The following is a 17,646-nucleotide window of genomic DNA, read 5'->3' as shown; positions in this document are numbered from 1 at the left end:
CCGGCTCAGGCCTGCTTGACGTAGCTCATCATGTAGTTCACGTCTTCCTTGCCTTCGGCCACCTTGAAGCGCTTGTTCAGCGGATTGAACATCAAGCTGGCGCTGCGCAGGTGGGTGAGGCCGGCGGCCTGCGCCCATTGCCGCAGTTCGCTGGGGCGAATCAGTTTTTCGTACTGGTGGGTGCCTTTCGGCAGGATCCGCATCACGTATTCGCCGCCAACGATGGCGAACAGCCAGGCCTTGAAGCTGCGATTGATTGTCGAGAAGATCACGTGGCCGCCGGGCTTGAGCAGGCGCGCGCAGGCGTCGATGATCGCGGCCGGATCGGGCACGTGTTCAAGCATTTCCAGGCAAGTGACGACGTCAAACGTGCCGGCTTCCAGTTCGACCAGCTCCTCGACCCGCTGCAGCCGGTAGTCGATCGACAAGCCGCTTTTCTCGGCGTGCTGGCGGGCCACCGCGAGGCTCATCTCGGATTGGTCGATGCCGATCACCTGCGCGCCGGCCTTGGCCAGGGTTTCGGTCAGGATGCCGCCGCCGCAGCCGACGTCGACCGCCTTCGCGCCTTGGATGTTCTCCACATGATCGAAGGTGAACTGGCTGCGCAGCGGGTTGATGACGTGCAGCATGCCCATCTTGCCGGTGGGGTCCCACCAGAGTTGGGCGACGCGGTCGAACTTGCTGACTTCGGAACTATCGACGTTCGCAGCTTGATTCATGGTTGACCTGGAGGCGGGTGTGCAGGGCCGGCACCGTGGCTTCGAGCTCGTGGCGGGCGATATCGTTGAGGAAGGTGCAACTGCCGATGCCGTTGGGCACCGGCACGCGCTGCAAGCCATTGCGGTGCTCGATGCGGTCGAGCAGGGAGCGCCACATCACCTCGGCATCGAGGACGCCGGGGTCGAGGTCGATGCCCAGGCTTGCGACCAGCCCGAACACGCGCTCAGCCTGGCGTTGCCCCAGCAGGCCGCGGCTCAGCGCGAGTTCGGTCGAGACCAGCACGTCGAGCAGCACCGCCTCGCCGTGCAGCAGGTGCTGCTCGTGACGCGTCTCCAGCCCGTAGCTGAAGCTGTGGCCGAAGTCGACCTTGCGCGCCAGCTGGTCCTCGTGCAGGTTCGGTTCCAGTTCGGTGAGCATGCCCTGGATCGCGGCGTCGAGGATGGCGTCGCCGGCGGTATCCAGGAACGCGGTTTCGATGCAGCGCGCGCCGTCACGTTCGAGCCGGGTGAACAGGTCTGCGTCGCAGACCACCGCCAGCTTGACGATCTCGCACACGCCGTTGCGCAGGTGGCGGGCGGGGAGCGTGCGCAGGAAGTGCTTGTCGAGCAGGACCGCAGCGGGCGGCTCGAAGCTGCCCAGGCGGTTCTTGTTGCCGTTGAAGTTGATCCCGGCCTTGATCCCGAGCGCCGCGTCGATGTAGCCCATCAGTGTGGTGGGCACCTTGATGTGCGGGATGCCGCGGCGGTAGGTGGCGGCGACGAAGGCGACCACGTCGGTCAGCACGCCGCCGCCGATGGCGATGATGGGCTCGTCGCGGCGGTGGATCGGGAAGCCGTCGAGCTCGCGCAGGATGTCCTGGTAGAGGTCGATCGTTTTGTGTTCTTCGCCGCCCGGGAACACCACGACACGCGCTTCGATGCCGTGGTGCGCGAACCAGTCGCGGATCGCCTTGCCATGCAGGCGGTCCACATTGGCATCGACCACCACGAAGCGGCGACCGCCGTCGCTGCGACCGTAGTCGAGCAGGCGGCGATTGTCGGCATCGAACAGGCCCGCCGCCTTGATCACGTCATAGGCGATCGGGCGCTGGGTGCGCACCTGCCAGCGGTCGGCGCGGGTAATCATGCGGCGTCCAGCCAGTGTGCGCGGCGGGCGAGGATTTCCCGCGCCACCCGCTGCGCATCGGCAAGGCTGTGATTGCGCCAGTGGCCGCATTGTTCGATGTTGGCGTAGGGCACGGCCGTGGCCGCCTGCATCTCCTCGAGAATGCGCGCGAGGCAGGCGCACAGCACTTCGCTGCGGCCCTCGTTGACGAAGCCGAGGTAGAAGCCGGTCTGGCAACCCATCAGGCCGACCGAGACGAAGTGCTCGGGCAGCAGGCGCTGGAAGCCTTCGAGCAGGAAATGTTCGACCGAATGCAGCTCGGTCGAGGTGAGGAAGGCATCGGCATTCGGCAGGCGAATGCGCAGGTCGACGCAGTAGAGCGCGTCCCCGTGCTCGCCCAGCCGCGCCGAGCGCAGCTTGACGCTGGGCGCCTTGAACCGGCGGTGGTCGAGTTCACCGACCAGCCCTTCTGGCCAGCCGAGGGAGGCAACGTCGATCATGGTTCGCCCTCAGCGCCCACCATTGATCGCCGCGAGATGGCGGTAGCTGTCGTCCAGCGCTTTCTGCCAGCCTTCGACGTGGTGGTACAGCTCGACCGAGCCGTAGCCTTGGAAACCGCCGGCCTCCAGCGCCCGGAAGCTGCCGGCCAGATCCAGCGTGCCTTCGCCCGGGATCTCGTGGAAATGCACGATGCCGGTGAGGGTATTGGCCACCATCCTGTCGATCAGGACCGGGCCTTTCACGCCGCGCAGGTGGCCGAGCACCGGACGGGCGCGCTCCAGCACGTCGTAGCTCAGGCCGGGCATCGAGATCAGGTAGGTGAACAGCTCGTCATCCAGCGGCGAGGCGCCGGCATACAGGCTGGAATAGGGCACGACCTGCAGGTCGGCGCTGACGCCAGCGCGTTGCAGCAGGGCGTCGATCCGGGCCTTGCGGGCCACCGACGGGGCTTCGAGCGGGAAATGGATCGGATGCGTGCGATCCAGCAACAGGAAATCGGCCGTGTCCGGGAAATGCACCAGCGTGCTGGCGAAATTCAAATCGGGAGCAAGCGCGTCGTGGTCGTGGACGATCTTCAGGTTGTAGCCTTTGCGGGCGTCGGAGATGTGCAGGTAGCGCGCCTGCGGCGCGGCGGCACGCAGCGCACCGATGTAGTCGGTTTCCGAACAATAGGCGTGGCAGATGTCGATATGCAGCTTGAACTTCTCCGAGCCGACTTTTTCCAGCAGATCGAGGCCCTGCGCCATGGTCTCGATGTACATGCCGGGCTCCGGCTCGATCAGCAGGGTGATGTCCTCGTCATCGCGGATTTCGCGCAGGCATTCGCGAATGGAATCCACCAGCAGCGCGGTCGGGTCCACCTCCGGATGCGCGACGTGGTCGTCGCGGATGAAGCCGCTGCCGAAGGTGACCAGGTTCACGCCCAGCTTGCGGGCGACGTGGATGCCGCGCTTGACGAGGTCGATCCGGCGCATCCGCGCGGCCTTCTCCAGCGCCATCAGCGACGGCTCGTGGGGGCGGTGCGGGTCGAAGAAGTGCGAAGCGGTGGCCACGCAGCAGGCCTGGACCCGGCGTGCGTCCAGCCGTTGCTTCACGACATCGAGATAGGCGTCGTCGATGTCGAACGGGTTGAACTGGTCGCGATGGAACGAGATTTCGATCCCGGCGTAACCGGCGCGATCCACCGCATCGATCGCGTCGAGGAAGTCGAGGTTGGTCAAACCGAAGGTGCTGTAGCTGAGCTGGATCGCAGACATGACGAATCCTGATCAAGGCCGCCCATTTTATACGGTCGCGCCGGGGCGTGCTTTGACGTGGGACAGGCGTGGCCGGGGCGCTGGGGCTGCCCTGGACGCTGGGCCGCTCATGCCATTCAGCCATGTCGCCAGACAGCGGCAAGTCCGCCGCGGGGCGCCGGCTTGCTGTACAGTCGCAGATTGATGCTGCAGTGCGCCATCCGGCGTGCCGGCGACCCGTGACGCCTCCCCCTGAACGTGAATACCTTCGGCCAGCTGCTGCGCGTCACCACCTTCGGCGAATCGCACGGGCCGGCGATCGGCTGTGTGCTGGACGGCTGCCCGCCGGGGATCGCCATTGCGCCGGAAGATTTCGTCCATGACCTGGCGCGGCGTGCCACCGGCAAGAGCCGCCACACCTCGGCGCGGCATGAGGCCGACGCGGTCGAAATCCTGTCCGGCGTGTACGAGGGCATCACCACCGGCACCCCGATCGCGCTGCTGATCCGCAATACCGATGCCCGCAGCCGCGATTACGCGAAGATCGCTGACCAATTCCGGCCCGGTCACGCCGACTACACCTATTGGCAGAAGTACGGCATCCGCGACCCGCGCGGTGGCGGCCGCAGCAGCGCACGCGAGACCACGATGCGGGTGGCGGCGGCGGTGATTGCCAAGAAATGGCTGGCGCCGCGTGGCGTGACGGTGCGCGGCTGGCTATCGCAGATCGGCCAGATCGTGCCGACCGGGTTTGATGCCAATGCGATCGAGTCCAACCCGTTCTTCTGGCCGGATTCCGCGCAGGTGCCGGAGCTCGAAACCTATATGGACGCGCTGCGCAAATCCGGCGATTCGGTCGGCGCGCGGGTGACGGTGGTGGCCGATGGCGTGCCGCCGGGCTGGGGCGAGCCGATCTACGGCAAGCTCGATGCAGAACTGGCGGCGGCGATGATGTCGATCAACGCGGTCAAGGGCGTGGAGATCGGCGACGGGTTTGCCGCCGTGGCGCAAACAGGCAGCGAACACCGGGACGTGATGACCACGATGGGCTTCCTGTCCAACCATGCCGGCGGCATCCTCGGCGGCATCTCCAGCGGCCAGCAGATCAGTGTGTCGGTGGCGTTCAAGCCCACCTCCAGCCTGCGCCTGCCAGTGGCCGGGCTGGACGTGGACGGCAACGCGGTCGAGATCGTCACCACCGGCCGCCACGACCCCTGCGTCGGCATCCGCGCCACCCCGATTTGCGAGGCGATGCTGGCCTTGGTGCTGATGGATCAGGCACTGCGCCACCGCGCCCAGTGCGGGGATGTCGGCGAGATCACGCCGAGGATTCCAGCCGCCAGCGCGATGCCCGACCCCAAACGATAGCGGCGCATCGCCAAGCAGGCCCATTGGGCAGCGACGCGCCGCAAGGATTGTGTGAACACCCTGACATGCAGGCGCGGTCTGCGCCGCAACTACAAGGCAAACAATCAGATGAGCAAGCAATACAAGGTAGCCGTGGTCGGCGCGACCGGCGCGGTGGGTGAAACGATGTTGTCGATCCTCGCCGAGCGCAAGTTCCCCGCCAGTGCCGTGGTGGCGGTGGCCAGCGAGCGTTCGGCCGGCAGCCGGGTGGCCTTTGGTGACGATGAGCTGGTGGTGCAGGATTTGGCCACGTTTGATCCGTCGTCGATTGATATCGCGCTGTTCTCCGCCGGCGGCGCGATCAGCAAGGAGTACGCGCCGAAATTCGCCGCCGAGGGCGCGGTGGTGATCGACAATTCCTCCACCTTCCGCTACGACGACGACGTCCCACTGGTGGTGTCGGAAGTGAACCCGGATGCGGCCAAGGCGCGTCCACGCGGGATCATCGCCAATCCCAATTGTTCGACCATGCAGCTGATGGTGGCGCTGGCGCCGATCCACCGCGCCTACGGCATCGAGCGGATCAATATCGCCACCTACCAATCGGCATCGGGCGCGGGTCGGTCCGGCATGGAGGAATTGGGCCGGCAGACAGCCCAGTTGCTGAGTTTCCAGGACATCGAGCCGAAGAAATTCCAGGTCCAGATCGCCTTCAATCTGATCCCCCAGATCGACGACTTCCAGGACAACGGCTTCACCAAGGAAGAGATGAAGCTGGTCTGGGAAACCCGCAAGATCCTGGACGACCCGACCATCGGCGTGAACCCGACCGTGGTGCGGGTGCCGGTGTTCTACGGGCATTCCGAGGCGGTGCATATCGAGACCCGCGAAAAGATCACCGCCGACGCAGCGCACGCGCTGCTGGCGAAGTCGCCGGGCGTGGAAGTGGTCGATGAGCGCAAGCCGGGCGGCTATCCGACCCCGGTCACCCACGCTTCCGGCAAGGATGCGGTGTTCGTCGGTCGCATCCGCGAGGACTTGTCGCATCCGCGTGGGCTTGACCTGTGGGTGGTGTCCGACAACATCCGCAAGGGTGCGGCGCTCAATGCCGTGCAGATCGCCGAGTTGCTGGTGGCCGACGGGCTGGCGCCGAAGGCCGACGCCTCCTGAGCCACGAACAATCGCCCTTGCGTGCCGCTGCCGATGGGCTGCGGCGCGGATCGGGCGATGCGTGCGTGCGGTCATGCGTGCGATCATCGAACAGCAATGGATTCGTGACGGCCATTGCATCGATGGACTGGACCTGTGTCGGGAATGCGCGACAATCTGCTAGAGTCGACGCGCAGCCGCAATGACGGAGCCTATGTGATCGGATTTTTGCGCAAAACAGCGATCGCCGCGCTGTTGATGGCGGCGGCCGGCAATGTCTGGGCATTGGGTCTGGGCCAGATCCAGGTCAAGTCGAAGCGCAATCAGCCACTGGTGGCTGAAATCCCGATCATTTCCACCACACCAGGTGAACTGGCCGCTCTGCGGGCACGCATGGCCTCGCCCGAGACCTTCCGGCGGATCGGCCTGCCGCCCCCCACCGGCGCTGCGGCGGATCTCCAGTTCAGCCTTGGCAGCGATGCCCACGGCCGGCCGGTGATTCGTGTCACCAGCATCCGGCCTGTGGATCAGGCGGTGCTGAATTTCCTGATCGAGGTCGATTGGGGCGAAGGCAAGCTGGTTCGCGAATATTCGGCCTTGGTCGATGCGCCGAACACCACCAGCGCACTTCCGCAGGCGAATGTGCAGATGGCGACGGTCGCACCGTCCAACCTCGTGCAGCGCCCGGACCTGCCGGCTGCCGCAGCGACTGCATCTGAGCAAGCGCCAGTGCAATCGGAACCGGCACAGCAACCGGAGCCGGTTGCGAGCACGCCGCCAGCACCGACACCCGCCAGTGCGGAGGGGGCTGAAGGGCAGGCAAATGCCGTGGACGTGGCGCCACCTGCGGAGGCACCGCCGCCACCTGCGCCGATGCCAGCTGTGCCGGTGGAGGCGGCTCCCGCTCCACCGGTTGCAGCGGCGAGTTCGGACGCCAGCCAGTACGGTCCGGTCAAGCGCGGCGAAACCCTTTCGACAATTGCCAGCGGCCTCGGCCTGCGGGCCACCTACAGCCTCGACCAAACCATGTTGGCCCTGCTGCAAGCCAATCCGGATGCGTTCGTTGGCGACAACATCAACCGCCTGCGTCGTGGTTCGGTGCTGCGGATCCCCGAGGGCGGGGAGGTGGCGAGGATCACGGCTGACGAGGCCACTGCGGTGGTCCATCAGCAGATGCAGGCCTGGCGCCAGGCGCAGCGAACCGTGTTGCAGCCCGAGTCGACTCCCGGCCTGACCGCCGGCAACCAGCCATCAACTGCGGCCGCAACTGCCGCGAGCGCTGCTGCAGCCCCGTCCGGACGAATCGCGAGCCCCGCTGGGCGCCCGGCGTCGGCTCCGTCAAGGCGAAGCGAGGCGCGTCTGCATATCGTTCCGCCGTCGGGCAACCAGCCTGCGACGGGGGCAAATACTGGAACCGGCAATGGCGGTGGGGGAAGCATGTTGCAACAGGAGTTGGCCCAGCGTGACGAAGAGATTGCCGCTAAAACCGCTGAAGTCAGCGAGTTGAAGGAGCGCGTCGCCGAATTGGAACGGATTCGCAACGAGCAGCGGCAGTTGCTGGCGATGAAGGACACCGAGCTTGCGGCCGCCCAGCATCGACTGGCCGCCGCGAACCAGGCAACGGCAAATCCGGCGACGGCAGCGGCACAAGCCCCGGCGGGAGAACATTCCGACAACGGGATGTATTACCTGGGTGGAGGCATTGGTGGCGCGCTGTTGGTGGGTGCGCTGGTCTGGTTCATGCTCAGGCGACAAAAGCCTGGAGAGCCGGCACCGGTTCGGCGTCGTGGCCTGGATCACGAAGCGCTGGCGGCGAGCATGCGGCAGATCGACAGCAAGCGGTCCAGTGCGCGCCCGCAAGATTCCACCCCGGCGTCCTCCGGGGAGAAGGCGGCAACGCCAACGCCAACTGCGCCCGTGCCCCCTGCGCCAACCTCTGGAGGGCGCACCGATGCCCCTGCGTGGCATTCCGGCTGGGTGATGAAGGAGCCCGCCTCCCGACAGGGCGGTGCGGGCCAGAATCCGGCAGCGGGAGAGGAGCCAAAGGCAACACCCGCTGTTTCGACAGCGCAGGCGACAGCACACGGTTCGGGTGAAGGCGGCAGTGAACCCCCGGCACGCGCCAGTGCCGAACAGCGCTTCAAGCTGGTCGACGCCTTCCTCGACATGGGCGATCGCACGTCTGCCGAACAGTTGCTCGCCGAATTGCTGAACGACGAAGACGACGCGGTGAGCGAAAAGGCCGGCAAGATGCTTGCACGGATCATGGGCTGACCGCGCACGGGCGAGTATGCGGTACGCGCTGGGGATCGAATACGACGGCAGTGGGTTTTCGGGCTGGCAACGGTTGAGCCAGCCCGGAAGCGCGGAGCCTGATGGCAGCCTGCAGAACGCGTTGGAATCTGCATTGTCTCGGGTGGCCGATGCCCCGGTGACGACCGTTTGCGCCGGCCGCACCGATGCCGGCGTGCATGCGCGTTGCCAGGTGGTGCATTTCGACAGCGACGCCCAGCGCACACAGCGCAGTTGGATCCTTGGCACCACCGCCAACCTGCCGCCGACGTTGGCAGTGCGCTGGTGCGTGCCGGTGGACGCCGAGTTCAATGCGCGGTTCTCCGCACGCGCACGCCGCTATCGCTATCGCATCCTCAACCGCAGCGCGCGGCCGGGCCTTGCGCGCCAGTTCCTGGGCTGGGAGCCCTTGCCACTGGATGCCGATGCCATGCACGCCGCAGCGCAGGCCTTGCTCGGCGAACGGGATTTCTCCGCGTTCCGCAGCACCCAATGCCAAGCCACCCACGCGCGCCGCAACCTGCAACACATCAATGTGGTCCGCATGGACGACGAGGTGGTGGTCGAAGTGCAGGCCAATGCCTTCCTGCATCACATGGTGCGCAACCTCGTGGGTTCGCTGTTGCTCATCGGGCGCGGCGAACGCCCGGTCGACTGGATGGCAGAGGTGCTGGACGGGCGTGATCGCACTGCCGCTGGCCCCACCGCGCCGTCGGCCGGATTGTTGTTCCTCGGGCCGCGCTATCCGGTCGCGTGCGGCCTGCCGGCCGAGGTCACGCTGTGAGCCGGACTCGGATCAAGCTGTGTGGCATGACCCGCGCCGAGGACGTGGCGCTGGCGGTTGCGTTGGAGGTCGATTTCATCGGGTTGATCTTCGCCGAACGCAGCCCACGCCGTGTGGCGCTTGAACAAGCAGCGGCCCTGCGCGCCCTGCTGCCATCGACCACAGCGGTGGTGGCGCTGTTGATGGACAACCCGCGCGCCGACGTCGACGCGGTTGTTTCGCGCGTGCGACCGGACGTGCTGCAGTTCCACGGCGGCGAGGACAATGGGTTTTGCACGAGCTTCGGCCTGCCGTTCTGGAAGGCCATCGCGATGGGCGAGGGTGGCGACCCCTTGCCCGCGATGGCGCGCCATCCCGCTGCCGATGGATTCGTGCTCGATGGCCATGCTGCCGGCGAGGCAGGAGGCAGTGGGCGGCGCTTCGACTGGGACCGTTTGCCGCGGGATGCCGAGCGCCCGATCCTGCTCGCGGGTGGATTGACGGCAGGCAATGTCGGCGTTGCGGTCAGGGCAGCCCGGCCCTGGGGGGTGGATGTCGCCAGCGGGATTGAATGTGCACCCGGGATCAAGGACCCGGAGGCGATGCGACGCTTCGTCGCCGCGGTGCGCGCCGCCGATGTTGGCGCGGCTGACCCGACGATCGGGTAGGCTATGCGGGTGAAGTCCTCCCATCGCCCACGCGCACCCTTCGGCCGCTCGCTGCGGCGTTGGCGGCGCGTGCCTGCGGCGGCCGTCAGATAAGCAGCGAACGGGCGTTCGCCCAAGCACTGCCTGCGCGAGCGCGTTCGCCGCACTCGCAACCCGTCTGAATGACGCTTCCGGAGTCACCACATGACCGTCCTGCCTGACCAGTCCGCGCCCGCCGCGGCGATCGACTACCACGCCTATCCCGACGCCGCCGGTCATTTCGGCCGCCACGGCGGCCGCTTCGTCGCCGAAACCCTGATCGGCCCCTTGCAGGAACTGGCAGCCGCCTACGATGCCGCGCGGGTCGATCCGACCTTCATCGCCGCGTTCGATCACGACCTCAAGCACTATGTCGGTCGGCCCAGCCCGATCTACCACGCCCAGCGCCTGTCACGCGAGGTCGGCGGCGCGCAGATCCTGTTCAAGCGCGAAGACCTGAACCACACCGGCGCACACAAGATCAACAACACCATCGGCCAGGCCCTGCTCGCCAGTCGAATGGGCAAGACCCGGATCATCGCCGAGACCGGTGCCGGCCAGCATGGTGTGGCCAGCGCCACCGTGGCCACCCGGCTGGGGCTGGAATGCGTGGTCTACATGGGTGTGACCGACATCGAGCGGCAGAAGATCAATGTCCATCGGATGAAATTGCTGGGTGCGACGGTCGTCCCGGTCACCAGCGGCAGCGCCACCCTCAAGGACGCGCTCAACGAGGCGATGCGCGACTGGGTGACGAACGTGCGCGACACCTTCTACATCATCGGCACCGTCGCCGGCCCTGACCCGTACCCGCGCATGGTGCGCGATTTCAACGCGGTGGTTGGGCGCGAGGCGCGCGCGCAGATGCTGGCCGACTACGGCCGCCTGCCGGACGTCATCACCGCCTGCGTCGGCGGCGGCAGCAATGCCATCGGCCTGTTCCATGCCTTCCTCAATGACCCCGACGTGCGCATCGTCGGTGCCGAGGCGGCCGGTGACGGCATCGAGACCGGGCGTCATGCCGCCTCGCTTGCCGCTGGCCGGGTCGGGGTTTTGCACGGCAATCGGACCTATGTGATTTGCGATGACGATGGCCAGATCATCGAGACCCATTCGATTTCCGCAGGTCTCGACTATCCCGGCGTTGGCCCCGAACACGCCTTCCTGAAGGACACGGGACGTGCCGAGTACATTGGCGTCACCGACGCCGAGGCGCTGGCCGCCTTCCATCGTCTGACCCGCAGCGAGGGGATTCTGCCGGCGCTGGAATCCAGCCACGCGGTGGCGCAGGCGATCAAGCTGGCGGAAGGCCTGCCCAAGGACGCGCTGGTGCTTTGCAATCTGTCCGGCCGCGGCGACAAGGACGTGCACACGATTGCTGCGCGCGAGGGGCTTGCGTTGTAGCAGGTAGGTCGGACGTCGGATTTGGACCTCGAAGGGAATTGCGCGACAATGCGCGATTCCCCACCGCACATCCAGCAGGAGCCGGCCATGGCCGAAGACACTCAGGCGCAGCCCGCCAATGCGGCTCAAGCCGCACAACAAAACAACAATGGCACGATCGACCCGGCGTTCATCGATGCCGTGAATGAATATCTCACCGTCGCCGACGCCCAAGCCCAGAAAGTGGGCCCGGGAGGCCCCGGACTGGCGATCCAGTTCGCCGCCGCACGATTCAACGCCCATCACTTCCTGATGGCCGTCAAGCCGATGTATGCAGCGCAGGAGCGCAAGAACTTCCTCGACCAGACGACCGAGGTCTTCCGCAAGATGCTCAACCAGCATCTGGATGGGATCGGGGAGGAACGCGGCATCGACGTCGGGGAGTCCGAATTGGCGGCTGAATACGCGGCCGCAGGGCTCAAGGTCGGGCGTGAGAAAGACAGCGCTGCGAAAACCCCCGCGGAGGGCTATGTCGCTGCAGCCCGGCCTACGCCACCTGCCGCCAACGCAGAATGACCCGACTTGGGCAACGACTTGGCGCGCTGCGTGCGTCCGGTCGCAAGGCGCTGGTGCCGTTCATCACGGCAGGCGACCCTTCGCTCGAAGCAACGGTATCGGTCTTGCATGCCTTGGCCGATGCCGGTGCGGATGTGATCGAGTTGGGCGTGCCGTTCTCCGACCCGATGGCTGATGGCCCGGTGATCCAGCGCAGCTCCGAGCGTGCGCTGACGCGTGGCGCCGGACTGGGCTACGTGCTGGGCTGTGTGCGCGAATTCAGGCAGCGCGACCGGGACACCCCGATCGTGCTGATGGGCTACCTCAATCCGGTCGAGGTCCACGGCGTGGATGCATGCGCGGCCGAGGCATCGGAAGCGGGCGTCGACGGCATGCTGCTGGTCGATCTCCCGCAGGAAGAGGCAGGAGCCTATCGAGCTGCTTTTTCTGCACACCGATTGGAACTGATTACCCTGGTCGCGCCGACAACGCCCCGGGATCGTCTGGAACGCCTGTGTGAACAGGCGGAGGGCTATCTCTATTACGTCAGTTATGCCGGCGTCACCGGAGCCGCAAGGCCGGACGCCAGCGAAATCGGGCAGCATCTCGAGGCGATGCGCGAATGGGCACGGGTTCCGGTGCTGGTCGGGTTCGGGATCCGTGATGCCGAAAGCGCGTCGGCGATTGCGGCCCGTGCCGACGGCGTGGTGGTGGGCAGTGCACTTGTTTCGGCCTTGGCCATGGCCTCACCTGGGTCGGAAGGCGTGGTGGCCGCGGAATTCCTGCGTCCCCTCCGCGCAGCGCTCGACAACGTCGCGCGCTAGACTTCCGAACGCCCGACCGAAACCGAGACTGGTCGAATTCGATGAGTTGGCTCAAGAAACTGATGCCTAGCACCGGCATCCGCACCGAGGCAGGCGGCGAGCGCAAGCGCAATGTCCCCGAGGGCCTGTGGGAAAAGTGCGCCAACTGTGGCGTGGCGCTGTACCGGCCAGAGCTCGAAGAACACCTCGAGGTGTGCCCCAAGTGCGGGTTTCACATGGCGATTCGCGCGCGCACACGGCTTGCGGCATTGCTGGACGAAGGCGAGGTGCGGGAAATCGGCGCCAGCCTCGGCCCGATCGACGTGCTCAAGTTCAAGGATCAGAAAAAATATGCGGACCGCATCAAGGCGGCGCAGAAATCCACCGGCGAGCGCGATGCCTTGGTTGTCCTCGAGGGCAAGCTGGCTGGCCATGACCTGATTGCAGCAGCGTTTGATTTTGCCTACATGGGTGGATCGATGGGTTCGGTGGTCGGAGAGCGCTTCACCTTAGGCGCCGAGCGTGCGCTGGAGTTGCGCTGTCCGTTTGTCTGCTTTACCGCCAGCGGTGGAGCGCGCATGCAGGAAAGCCTGCTGTCACTGTTGCAAATGGCCAAGACCTCGGCGGCATTGGGCCGATTGCGTGCCGCGGGCCTGCCGTTCATTTCCGTGTTGACCCATCCGACCACCGGCGGAGTATCCGCCAGCTTCGCAATGCTGGGCGATCTCAATATTGCCGAGCCTGGCGCCTTGATCGGGTTTGCCGGCCAGCGCGTGATCGAGCAAACCGTGCGCGAAAAACTCCCGGACGGCTTCCAGCGCAGTGAATTCCTGCTCCGGCACGGCACGGTAGACCAGATCGTCGACCGACGTGAACTGCGCAATCGCCTGTCGCGGTTGTTGGCATTGCTGATGAAGCAGCCTGTCCCAAACGGAGGGGCAGCATGAGCCAGCGTAGGTATTTCGGGACCGACGGCATCCGCGGAAGGGTTGGCGAAGCGCCGATTTCGGCAGATTTCGTACTTCGCCTTGGCAATGCCTACGGCCATGCACTTGTCGCCGAGGCGCGCTCACTTCCGGAATGGCGCAAGCCCATGGTGGTGATCGGCAAGGACACGCGCATCTCGAATTACATGTTCGAAGCTGCGCTGGAAGCCGGCCTGGTGGCTGCCGGGGTGGACGTGCAGCTGATGGGGCCGATGCCGACCCCGGCGGTTGCGCACCTGACCCGTTCGATGCGCGCCGACGGTGGCATCGTGATTTCCGCCTCGCACAATCCACACCACGACAACGGCATCAAGTTCTTTTCCTCGCTCGGTGAAAAACTCGATGATGCCACCGAATTGGCCATCGAAGCCGCGCTCGAGCAGCCGTTCTCCACCGTTCCCTCGGAGCAGTTGGGCAAGGCCGTACGCACCCGCGATGCAGTGGGACGTTACGTCGAGGCCTGCAAGAATTCGGTACCCAAGGATTTCCATCTCAACGGCCTGCGGATCGTCGTGGATTGTGCGAATGGCGCGACCTACCAACTCGCGCCCTTGGTGTTGCGCGAACTGGGTGCACACGTCGATGCAATCGGCATCGAACCCAACGGACTGAACATCAACGATGGCGTCGGGTCGACGCATCCCGAATTGCTTGCCCTGCGGGTGCAGGAAACCGGTGCTGACCTGGGCATTGCCTTTGACGGCGATGGTGATCGCGTGCTGCTGGTCGACGGCAATGGACAGGTACGCGATGGTGACGGAATTCTCTACCTGCTGGCTTGCGATTGGCAGGACTCCGGTCGCCTGCGTGGGCCGGTGGTCGGCACGCTGATGACCAATTTCGGTTTGGAACAGGCGTTGGCCGCTCGCGGAATTCCCTTCCTGCGCGCCAAGGTCGGTGATCGCCATGTCCACCAGCAGCTGCTGGTGCACGGCGGCGTGCTGGGTGGCGAAGCCAGTGGGCACATCCTGTGTCTGGATCGCGCCAGCACGGGCGATGGCATCGTCAGCGCACTGCAGGTGCTGGACGTCCTGCAAAGGTGCGGTTCGGATCTTTCGACGGCACTGGCAGGCCTGCGCAAGGTGCCGCAGAAAACCGTCAATGTGCGATATGACGGCAAATGCCAGCCGACCGAGACGGACAGTGTCAAGCTTGCGCTGGCGCAGGCCCAAGGCATGGTCGAGGGCAGGGGGCGTGCGTTCCTGCGCCCATCGGGGACGGAGCCGGTGGTGCGGGTCACGGTGGAAGCCGATGATGTCGCATTGGTCGATTCCACCTTGCTGGCGCTCGCGGAGAGTGTGCGGGCGGCCGTTGCATGAGTGATGCACCGCCCCCCATGGCGCGGGGGCTTGGCAGAGGATGACATGCCCATGACTTCACCAATCCCAACCTTTGATATTCGCCGTTTCAGCCATCCCTCCAGCCCTTCCGAACGCCAGGCGTTCGTGGACGCGTTGGGCGCGGCCTACCGAGAATGGGGTTTTGCCGGCATTCGCAACCACGGTATCCCGCAGGCACGGATCGATGCCGCCTATGCCGCGTTCCGCGAATTCTTCGCCTTGCCCGTCGACACCAAGATGCGTTACCACCTTGCCGGCAGTGGAGGCGCCCGCGGTTACACCCCGTTCGGCGTTGAAACAGCAAAGGATTCCAACCACTTCGACCTCAAGGAGTTCTGGCACATCGGTCGGGACATTACGGATGACTCGCAGTATTGCGACGTGATGCCGAAGAACCTGTGGCCCGATGAAGTCCCGGCGTTCCGGAGTGAGGGCTACCGCCTTTACCGGGACTTGGACGCATTGGGATCAAAGGTGCTCTCCGCGCTGGCGCTGCATATCGGCCTGCCAGCCGACTGGTTCGCAGACAAGACCAACTGCGGTAATTCGATCCTGCGTCCGCTGCACTATCCGCCAATCCCGGAAGGCGACATTCCCAACATCCGTTCCGGCGCCCACGAGGACATCAACCTGATTACCCTGCTGGTCGGCGCCAGCGCTGAAGGCTTGCAGGTGTTGTCACGTCAGGGCGAATGGGTGCCGTTTACGGCCGATGCCGACACCATCGTCGTCAACATCGGCGATATGCTCCAGCGCTTGACCAACCATGTCTATCCCTCGACCACCCACCGCGTGGTCAATCCCCTGGGGCCGAAAGCGCGCGAGCCGCGCTATTCGGTGCCGTTCTTCCTGCACCCGAACCCGGACTTCCTGATCGACGTGCTGCCTTCGTGCATCACGCCGGACACTCCCAAGCGCTACCCTGAGCCAATCACTGCGCAGGCGTATCTGGAACAACGCCTCCGCGAAATCAAGCTGATCTAACCAGAGCGCGCCGCGGACACCGGATCGGTTGTGGCGGCGTCAACCCGCGCCGAGTCGGCTGTGCCGCGCAGGCTCTGTGCGGTCGGCATCGGCCGCCGAGTGGGACTTTGTCGTGGCGTCTCTTCCACGCGGCGCGGTCCCGTCAGGGGCGTCCTCGCGTGGGCATCCCCGCGTCCACCGGCAGGCTGCCGCAGTCGGCGGTGGCGCAATGGATCATGGCTGCATTGTCGACCAGCAGGCGATTGAGCCAGTTCGACACCCGCCCGTCATTGGACCCCTGCAGTCGAGGTACGGTTCGACTTGCGGTCGGGCAATGCAAGCAATATCGGGAATGGGTGGTCGACGCCGGAAATATGCACATCGACCTGACGGTTGATAGACTCATGATTTGAGCGCCGAAGGATACCCATGCGTCGCACGATCGTCGCCGGAAACTGGAAGCTGAACGGCACCCGCGCTTTTGCTGCGGCACTCGTGACAGAGATAGCAGCCGCCGCAGATTCGGTAGGGGCGGTTGAGCTGGTGATCCTGCCGCCCTTCCCTTACATCGGGAAGCTGGTTGCCAGATTTGCCGGGTCTGCCCTGTCATTTGGAGCACAGGACGTGAGTGAGCACGCAGAGGGCGCGTTCACCGGCGAAGTCTCAGCAGCGATGCTGGCGGATATCGGTGCACGCCATGTCCTGGTCGGGCATTCAGAGCGACGCCAATACCATGCCGAATCAAGTGAGCTGGTGGCTCGCAAGTTCGAAGCAGCACAGCATGCCGGTCTGGTCCCGATCCTATGCGTAGGCGAAAGTTTGGAACAGCGGGAATCTGGCCAAACCGAATCCGTGATCGCGGGACAGTTGCAGCCGATCTTGGATCGTGTCGGAACCATCGCGTTTGCCCGAGCCGTGGTGGCTTACGAGCCGGTCTGGGCAATTGGTACCGGCCGTACCGCCAGCCCGGAGCAGGCGCAGGACGTCCATGCATTCATTCGTGGCCAGATCGCGGCTGGAGATGCTACAATCGCCGGCTCGCTGCCAATCCTGTACGGGGGCAGCGTCAAGCCCGGCAATGCGTCCAGCCTGTTCGCGCAGGCCGATGTCGATGGTGGCCTGATCGGCGGCGCCTCACTGGTGGCTGCTGATTTCCTGGCCATTGCCCGGGCTGCCTGACCCGAAGGAAACGTTTCATGCTGATGCAGTTGGTCAACATCCTGTTCGTGCTGATCGCCATTGCGATCATTGCCCTTGTATTGCTGCAGCAAGGCAGTGGTGCACAGGCCGGATCGGGATTCGGCGGCGGGGCTTCGGCCACGGTCTTTGGTGCCCGTGGCTCCTCCAGTTTCCTGAGCAAAAGCACGAAGTGGCTGGCGGTTGCGTTCTTCGTGATCAGCCTCGGCATGGCGATGTACGCAAGCAGGCAGGCGAATCGAACCGGACCAGCCGGGGCCCCGGATCTGGGCGTCATGGCGCAACAGGGACCGGTGGGAACCGCACCGACGGTGCCCGCGGGCATGCCGCAGATTCCAACCGCACCCGCTCAACCGGCGACGGCAGAATCGGTGCCTGCACAGCAGCAGATGCCTCCTCCTGCTGCCGTTCCTGCCGCCGTTTCCCCAGCGACAGGCGCAACTGCACCGACTACGCCGACGCCTCAGCAGGGTCAATGACGACAGAGAATTCAGATCCGTATGGCCCGCACTGCGTTGCGAGCAAAAAACACAAAGCCCAGGTGGCGGAATTGGTAGACGCACTACCTTGAGGTGGTAGCGGCTTAGGTCGTGGGGGTTCGAGTCCCCCCTTGGGCACCATT

Annotated in this window: 17 protein-coding genes and 1 tRNA gene; 14 read left to right on the top strand and 4 right to left on the bottom strand. The window is 65.3% G+C overall.

Going from position 1 to position 17,646, the window contains the following annotated elements; translation table 11 throughout:
• Positions 1-5: 5 nt before the first annotated feature.
• Genes ubiG through IT472_RS03955 form a run of 4 tightly spaced genes read right to left on the bottom strand, consistent with a single transcriptional unit; the run spans position 6 to position 3,581 of the window.
• The gene (ubiG, locus tag IT472_RS03970) at positions 6-719 is read right to left on the bottom strand and encodes a bifunctional 2-polyprenyl-6-hydroxyphenol methylase/3-demethylubiquinol 3-O-methyltransferase UbiG (protein ID WP_297178716.1); all 714 of its coding nucleotides are present in this window, start codon (positions 717-719) and stop codon (positions 6-8) included.
• Positions 694-1,845: a sedoheptulose 7-phosphate cyclase gene (locus IT472_RS03965; protein ID WP_297178713.1), complete on the bottom strand. Its 1,152-nt coding sequence runs from the start codon at positions 1,843-1,845 to the stop codon at positions 694-696. The genes ubiG and IT472_RS03965 overlap by 26 nt, the downstream gene beginning before the upstream one ends.
• Positions 1,842-2,324, bottom strand: a complete 483-nt coding sequence (locus IT472_RS03960) for an S-ribosylhomocysteine lyase (protein ID WP_297178710.1) — start codon at positions 2,322-2,324, stop codon at positions 1,842-1,844. The genes IT472_RS03965 and IT472_RS03960 overlap by 4 nt, the downstream gene beginning before the upstream one ends.
• A 9-nt stretch (positions 2,325-2,333) precedes the next feature.
• Entirely contained in the window at positions 2,334-3,581 is a 1,248-nt protein-coding gene (locus IT472_RS03955) for a sugar phosphate isomerase/epimerase family protein (protein WP_297178707.1), read from the bottom strand.
• Positions 3,582-3,812: 231 nt separating this feature from the next.
• Between IT472_RS03955 and aroC the strand changes: the two genes are divergently transcribed.
• From aroC to IT472_RS03885, 14 genes are all read left to right on the top strand, one after another.
• Positions 3,813-4,928 carry a chorismate synthase gene (gene aroC / locus IT472_RS03950; RefSeq protein WP_297178805.1) on the top strand — a complete coding sequence of 372 codons (1,116 nt, stop codon included), beginning with the start codon at positions 3,813-3,815 and terminating at the stop codon, positions 4,926-4,928.
• Positions 4,929-5,036: 108 nt separating this feature from the next.
• Positions 5,037-6,077: an aspartate-semialdehyde dehydrogenase gene (locus IT472_RS03945; protein WP_297178703.1), complete on the top strand. Its 1,041-nt coding sequence runs from the start codon at positions 5,037-5,039 to the stop codon at positions 6,075-6,077.
• A 144-nt stretch (positions 6,078-6,221) separates the two neighbouring features.
• Positions 6,222-8,330 (top strand): FimV/HubP family polar landmark protein, encoded by a 2,109-nt coding sequence (locus tag IT472_RS03940; RefSeq protein ID WP_297178700.1) that lies wholly within the window; start codon positions 6,222-6,224, stop codon positions 8,328-8,330.
• Between the two features lie 16 nt (positions 8,331-8,346).
• Positions 8,347-9,132 carry a tRNA pseudouridine(38-40) synthase TruA gene (gene truA, locus IT472_RS03935; protein ID WP_297178697.1) on the top strand — a complete coding sequence of 262 codons (786 nt, stop codon included), beginning with the start codon at positions 8,347-8,349 and terminating at the stop codon, positions 9,130-9,132.
• Positions 9,133-9,158: 26 nt separating this feature from the next.
• Positions 9,159-9,779 carry a phosphoribosylanthranilate isomerase gene (locus IT472_RS03930; protein ID WP_297178694.1) on the top strand — a complete coding sequence of 207 codons (621 nt, stop codon included), beginning with the start codon at positions 9,159-9,161 and terminating at the stop codon, positions 9,777-9,779.
• Positions 9,780-9,962: 183 nt separating this feature from the next.
• A complete protein-coding gene (gene trpB, locus IT472_RS03925) occupies positions 9,963-11,201 on the top strand; it encodes a tryptophan synthase subunit beta (RefSeq protein ID WP_297178690.1) in 1,239 nt (412 codons plus the stop codon).
• A gap of 87 nt (positions 11,202-11,288) precedes the next feature.
• Positions 11,289-11,756, top strand: coding sequence for a DUF3144 domain-containing protein (locus IT472_RS03920; protein WP_297178687.1), 468 nt, complete (start codon positions 11,289-11,291; stop codon positions 11,754-11,756).
• Positions 11,753-12,559 carry a tryptophan synthase subunit alpha gene (trpA, locus tag IT472_RS03915; protein WP_297178684.1) on the top strand — a complete coding sequence of 269 codons (807 nt, stop codon included), beginning with the start codon at positions 11,753-11,755 and terminating at the stop codon, positions 12,557-12,559. The genes IT472_RS03920 and trpA overlap by 4 nt, the downstream gene beginning before the upstream one ends.
• Positions 12,560-12,600: 41 nt before the next feature.
• Positions 12,601-13,485, top strand: a complete 885-nt coding sequence (gene accD / locus IT472_RS03910) for an acetyl-CoA carboxylase, carboxyltransferase subunit beta (RefSeq protein ID WP_297178681.1) — start codon at positions 12,601-12,603, stop codon at positions 13,483-13,485.
• Complete coding sequence (glmM, locus tag IT472_RS03905; RefSeq protein WP_297178678.1) at positions 13,482-14,843, top strand: phosphoglucosamine mutase; 1,362 nt, start codon at positions 13,482-13,484, stop codon at positions 14,841-14,843. Before accD ends, glmM begins: the two co-directional genes overlap by 4 nt.
• Positions 14,844-14,894: 51 nt before the next feature.
• The gene (locus tag IT472_RS03900; protein WP_297178675.1) at positions 14,895-15,848 is read left to right on the top strand and encodes a 2-oxoglutarate and iron-dependent oxygenase domain-containing protein; all 954 of its coding nucleotides are present in this window, start codon (positions 14,895-14,897) and stop codon (positions 15,846-15,848) included.
• A 408-nt stretch (positions 15,849-16,256) separates the two neighbouring features.
• The gene (gene tpiA / locus IT472_RS03895; RefSeq protein WP_297178672.1) at positions 16,257-17,006 is read left to right on the top strand and encodes a triose-phosphate isomerase; all 750 of its coding nucleotides are present in this window, start codon (positions 16,257-16,259) and stop codon (positions 17,004-17,006) included.
• A 17-nt stretch (positions 17,007-17,023) separates the two neighbouring features.
• A complete protein-coding gene (gene secG, locus IT472_RS03890) occupies positions 17,024-17,503 on the top strand; it encodes a preprotein translocase subunit SecG (protein ID WP_297178669.1) in 480 nt (159 codons plus the stop codon).
• Between the two features lie 56 nt (positions 17,504-17,559).
• Positions 17,560-17,644: transfer RNA gene (locus IT472_RS03885), tRNA-Leu, on the top strand.
• Positions 17,645-17,646 lie beyond the last annotated feature (2 nt).

The organism is Thermomonas sp. (assembly GCF_020850895.1).
Classification (GTDB): Bacteria; Pseudomonadota; Gammaproteobacteria; order Xanthomonadales; family Xanthomonadaceae; genus Thermomonas.
The sequence above is the reverse complement of the archived record's forward strand: the minus strand, read 5'-3'. Positions and strand labels throughout refer to the sequence as shown.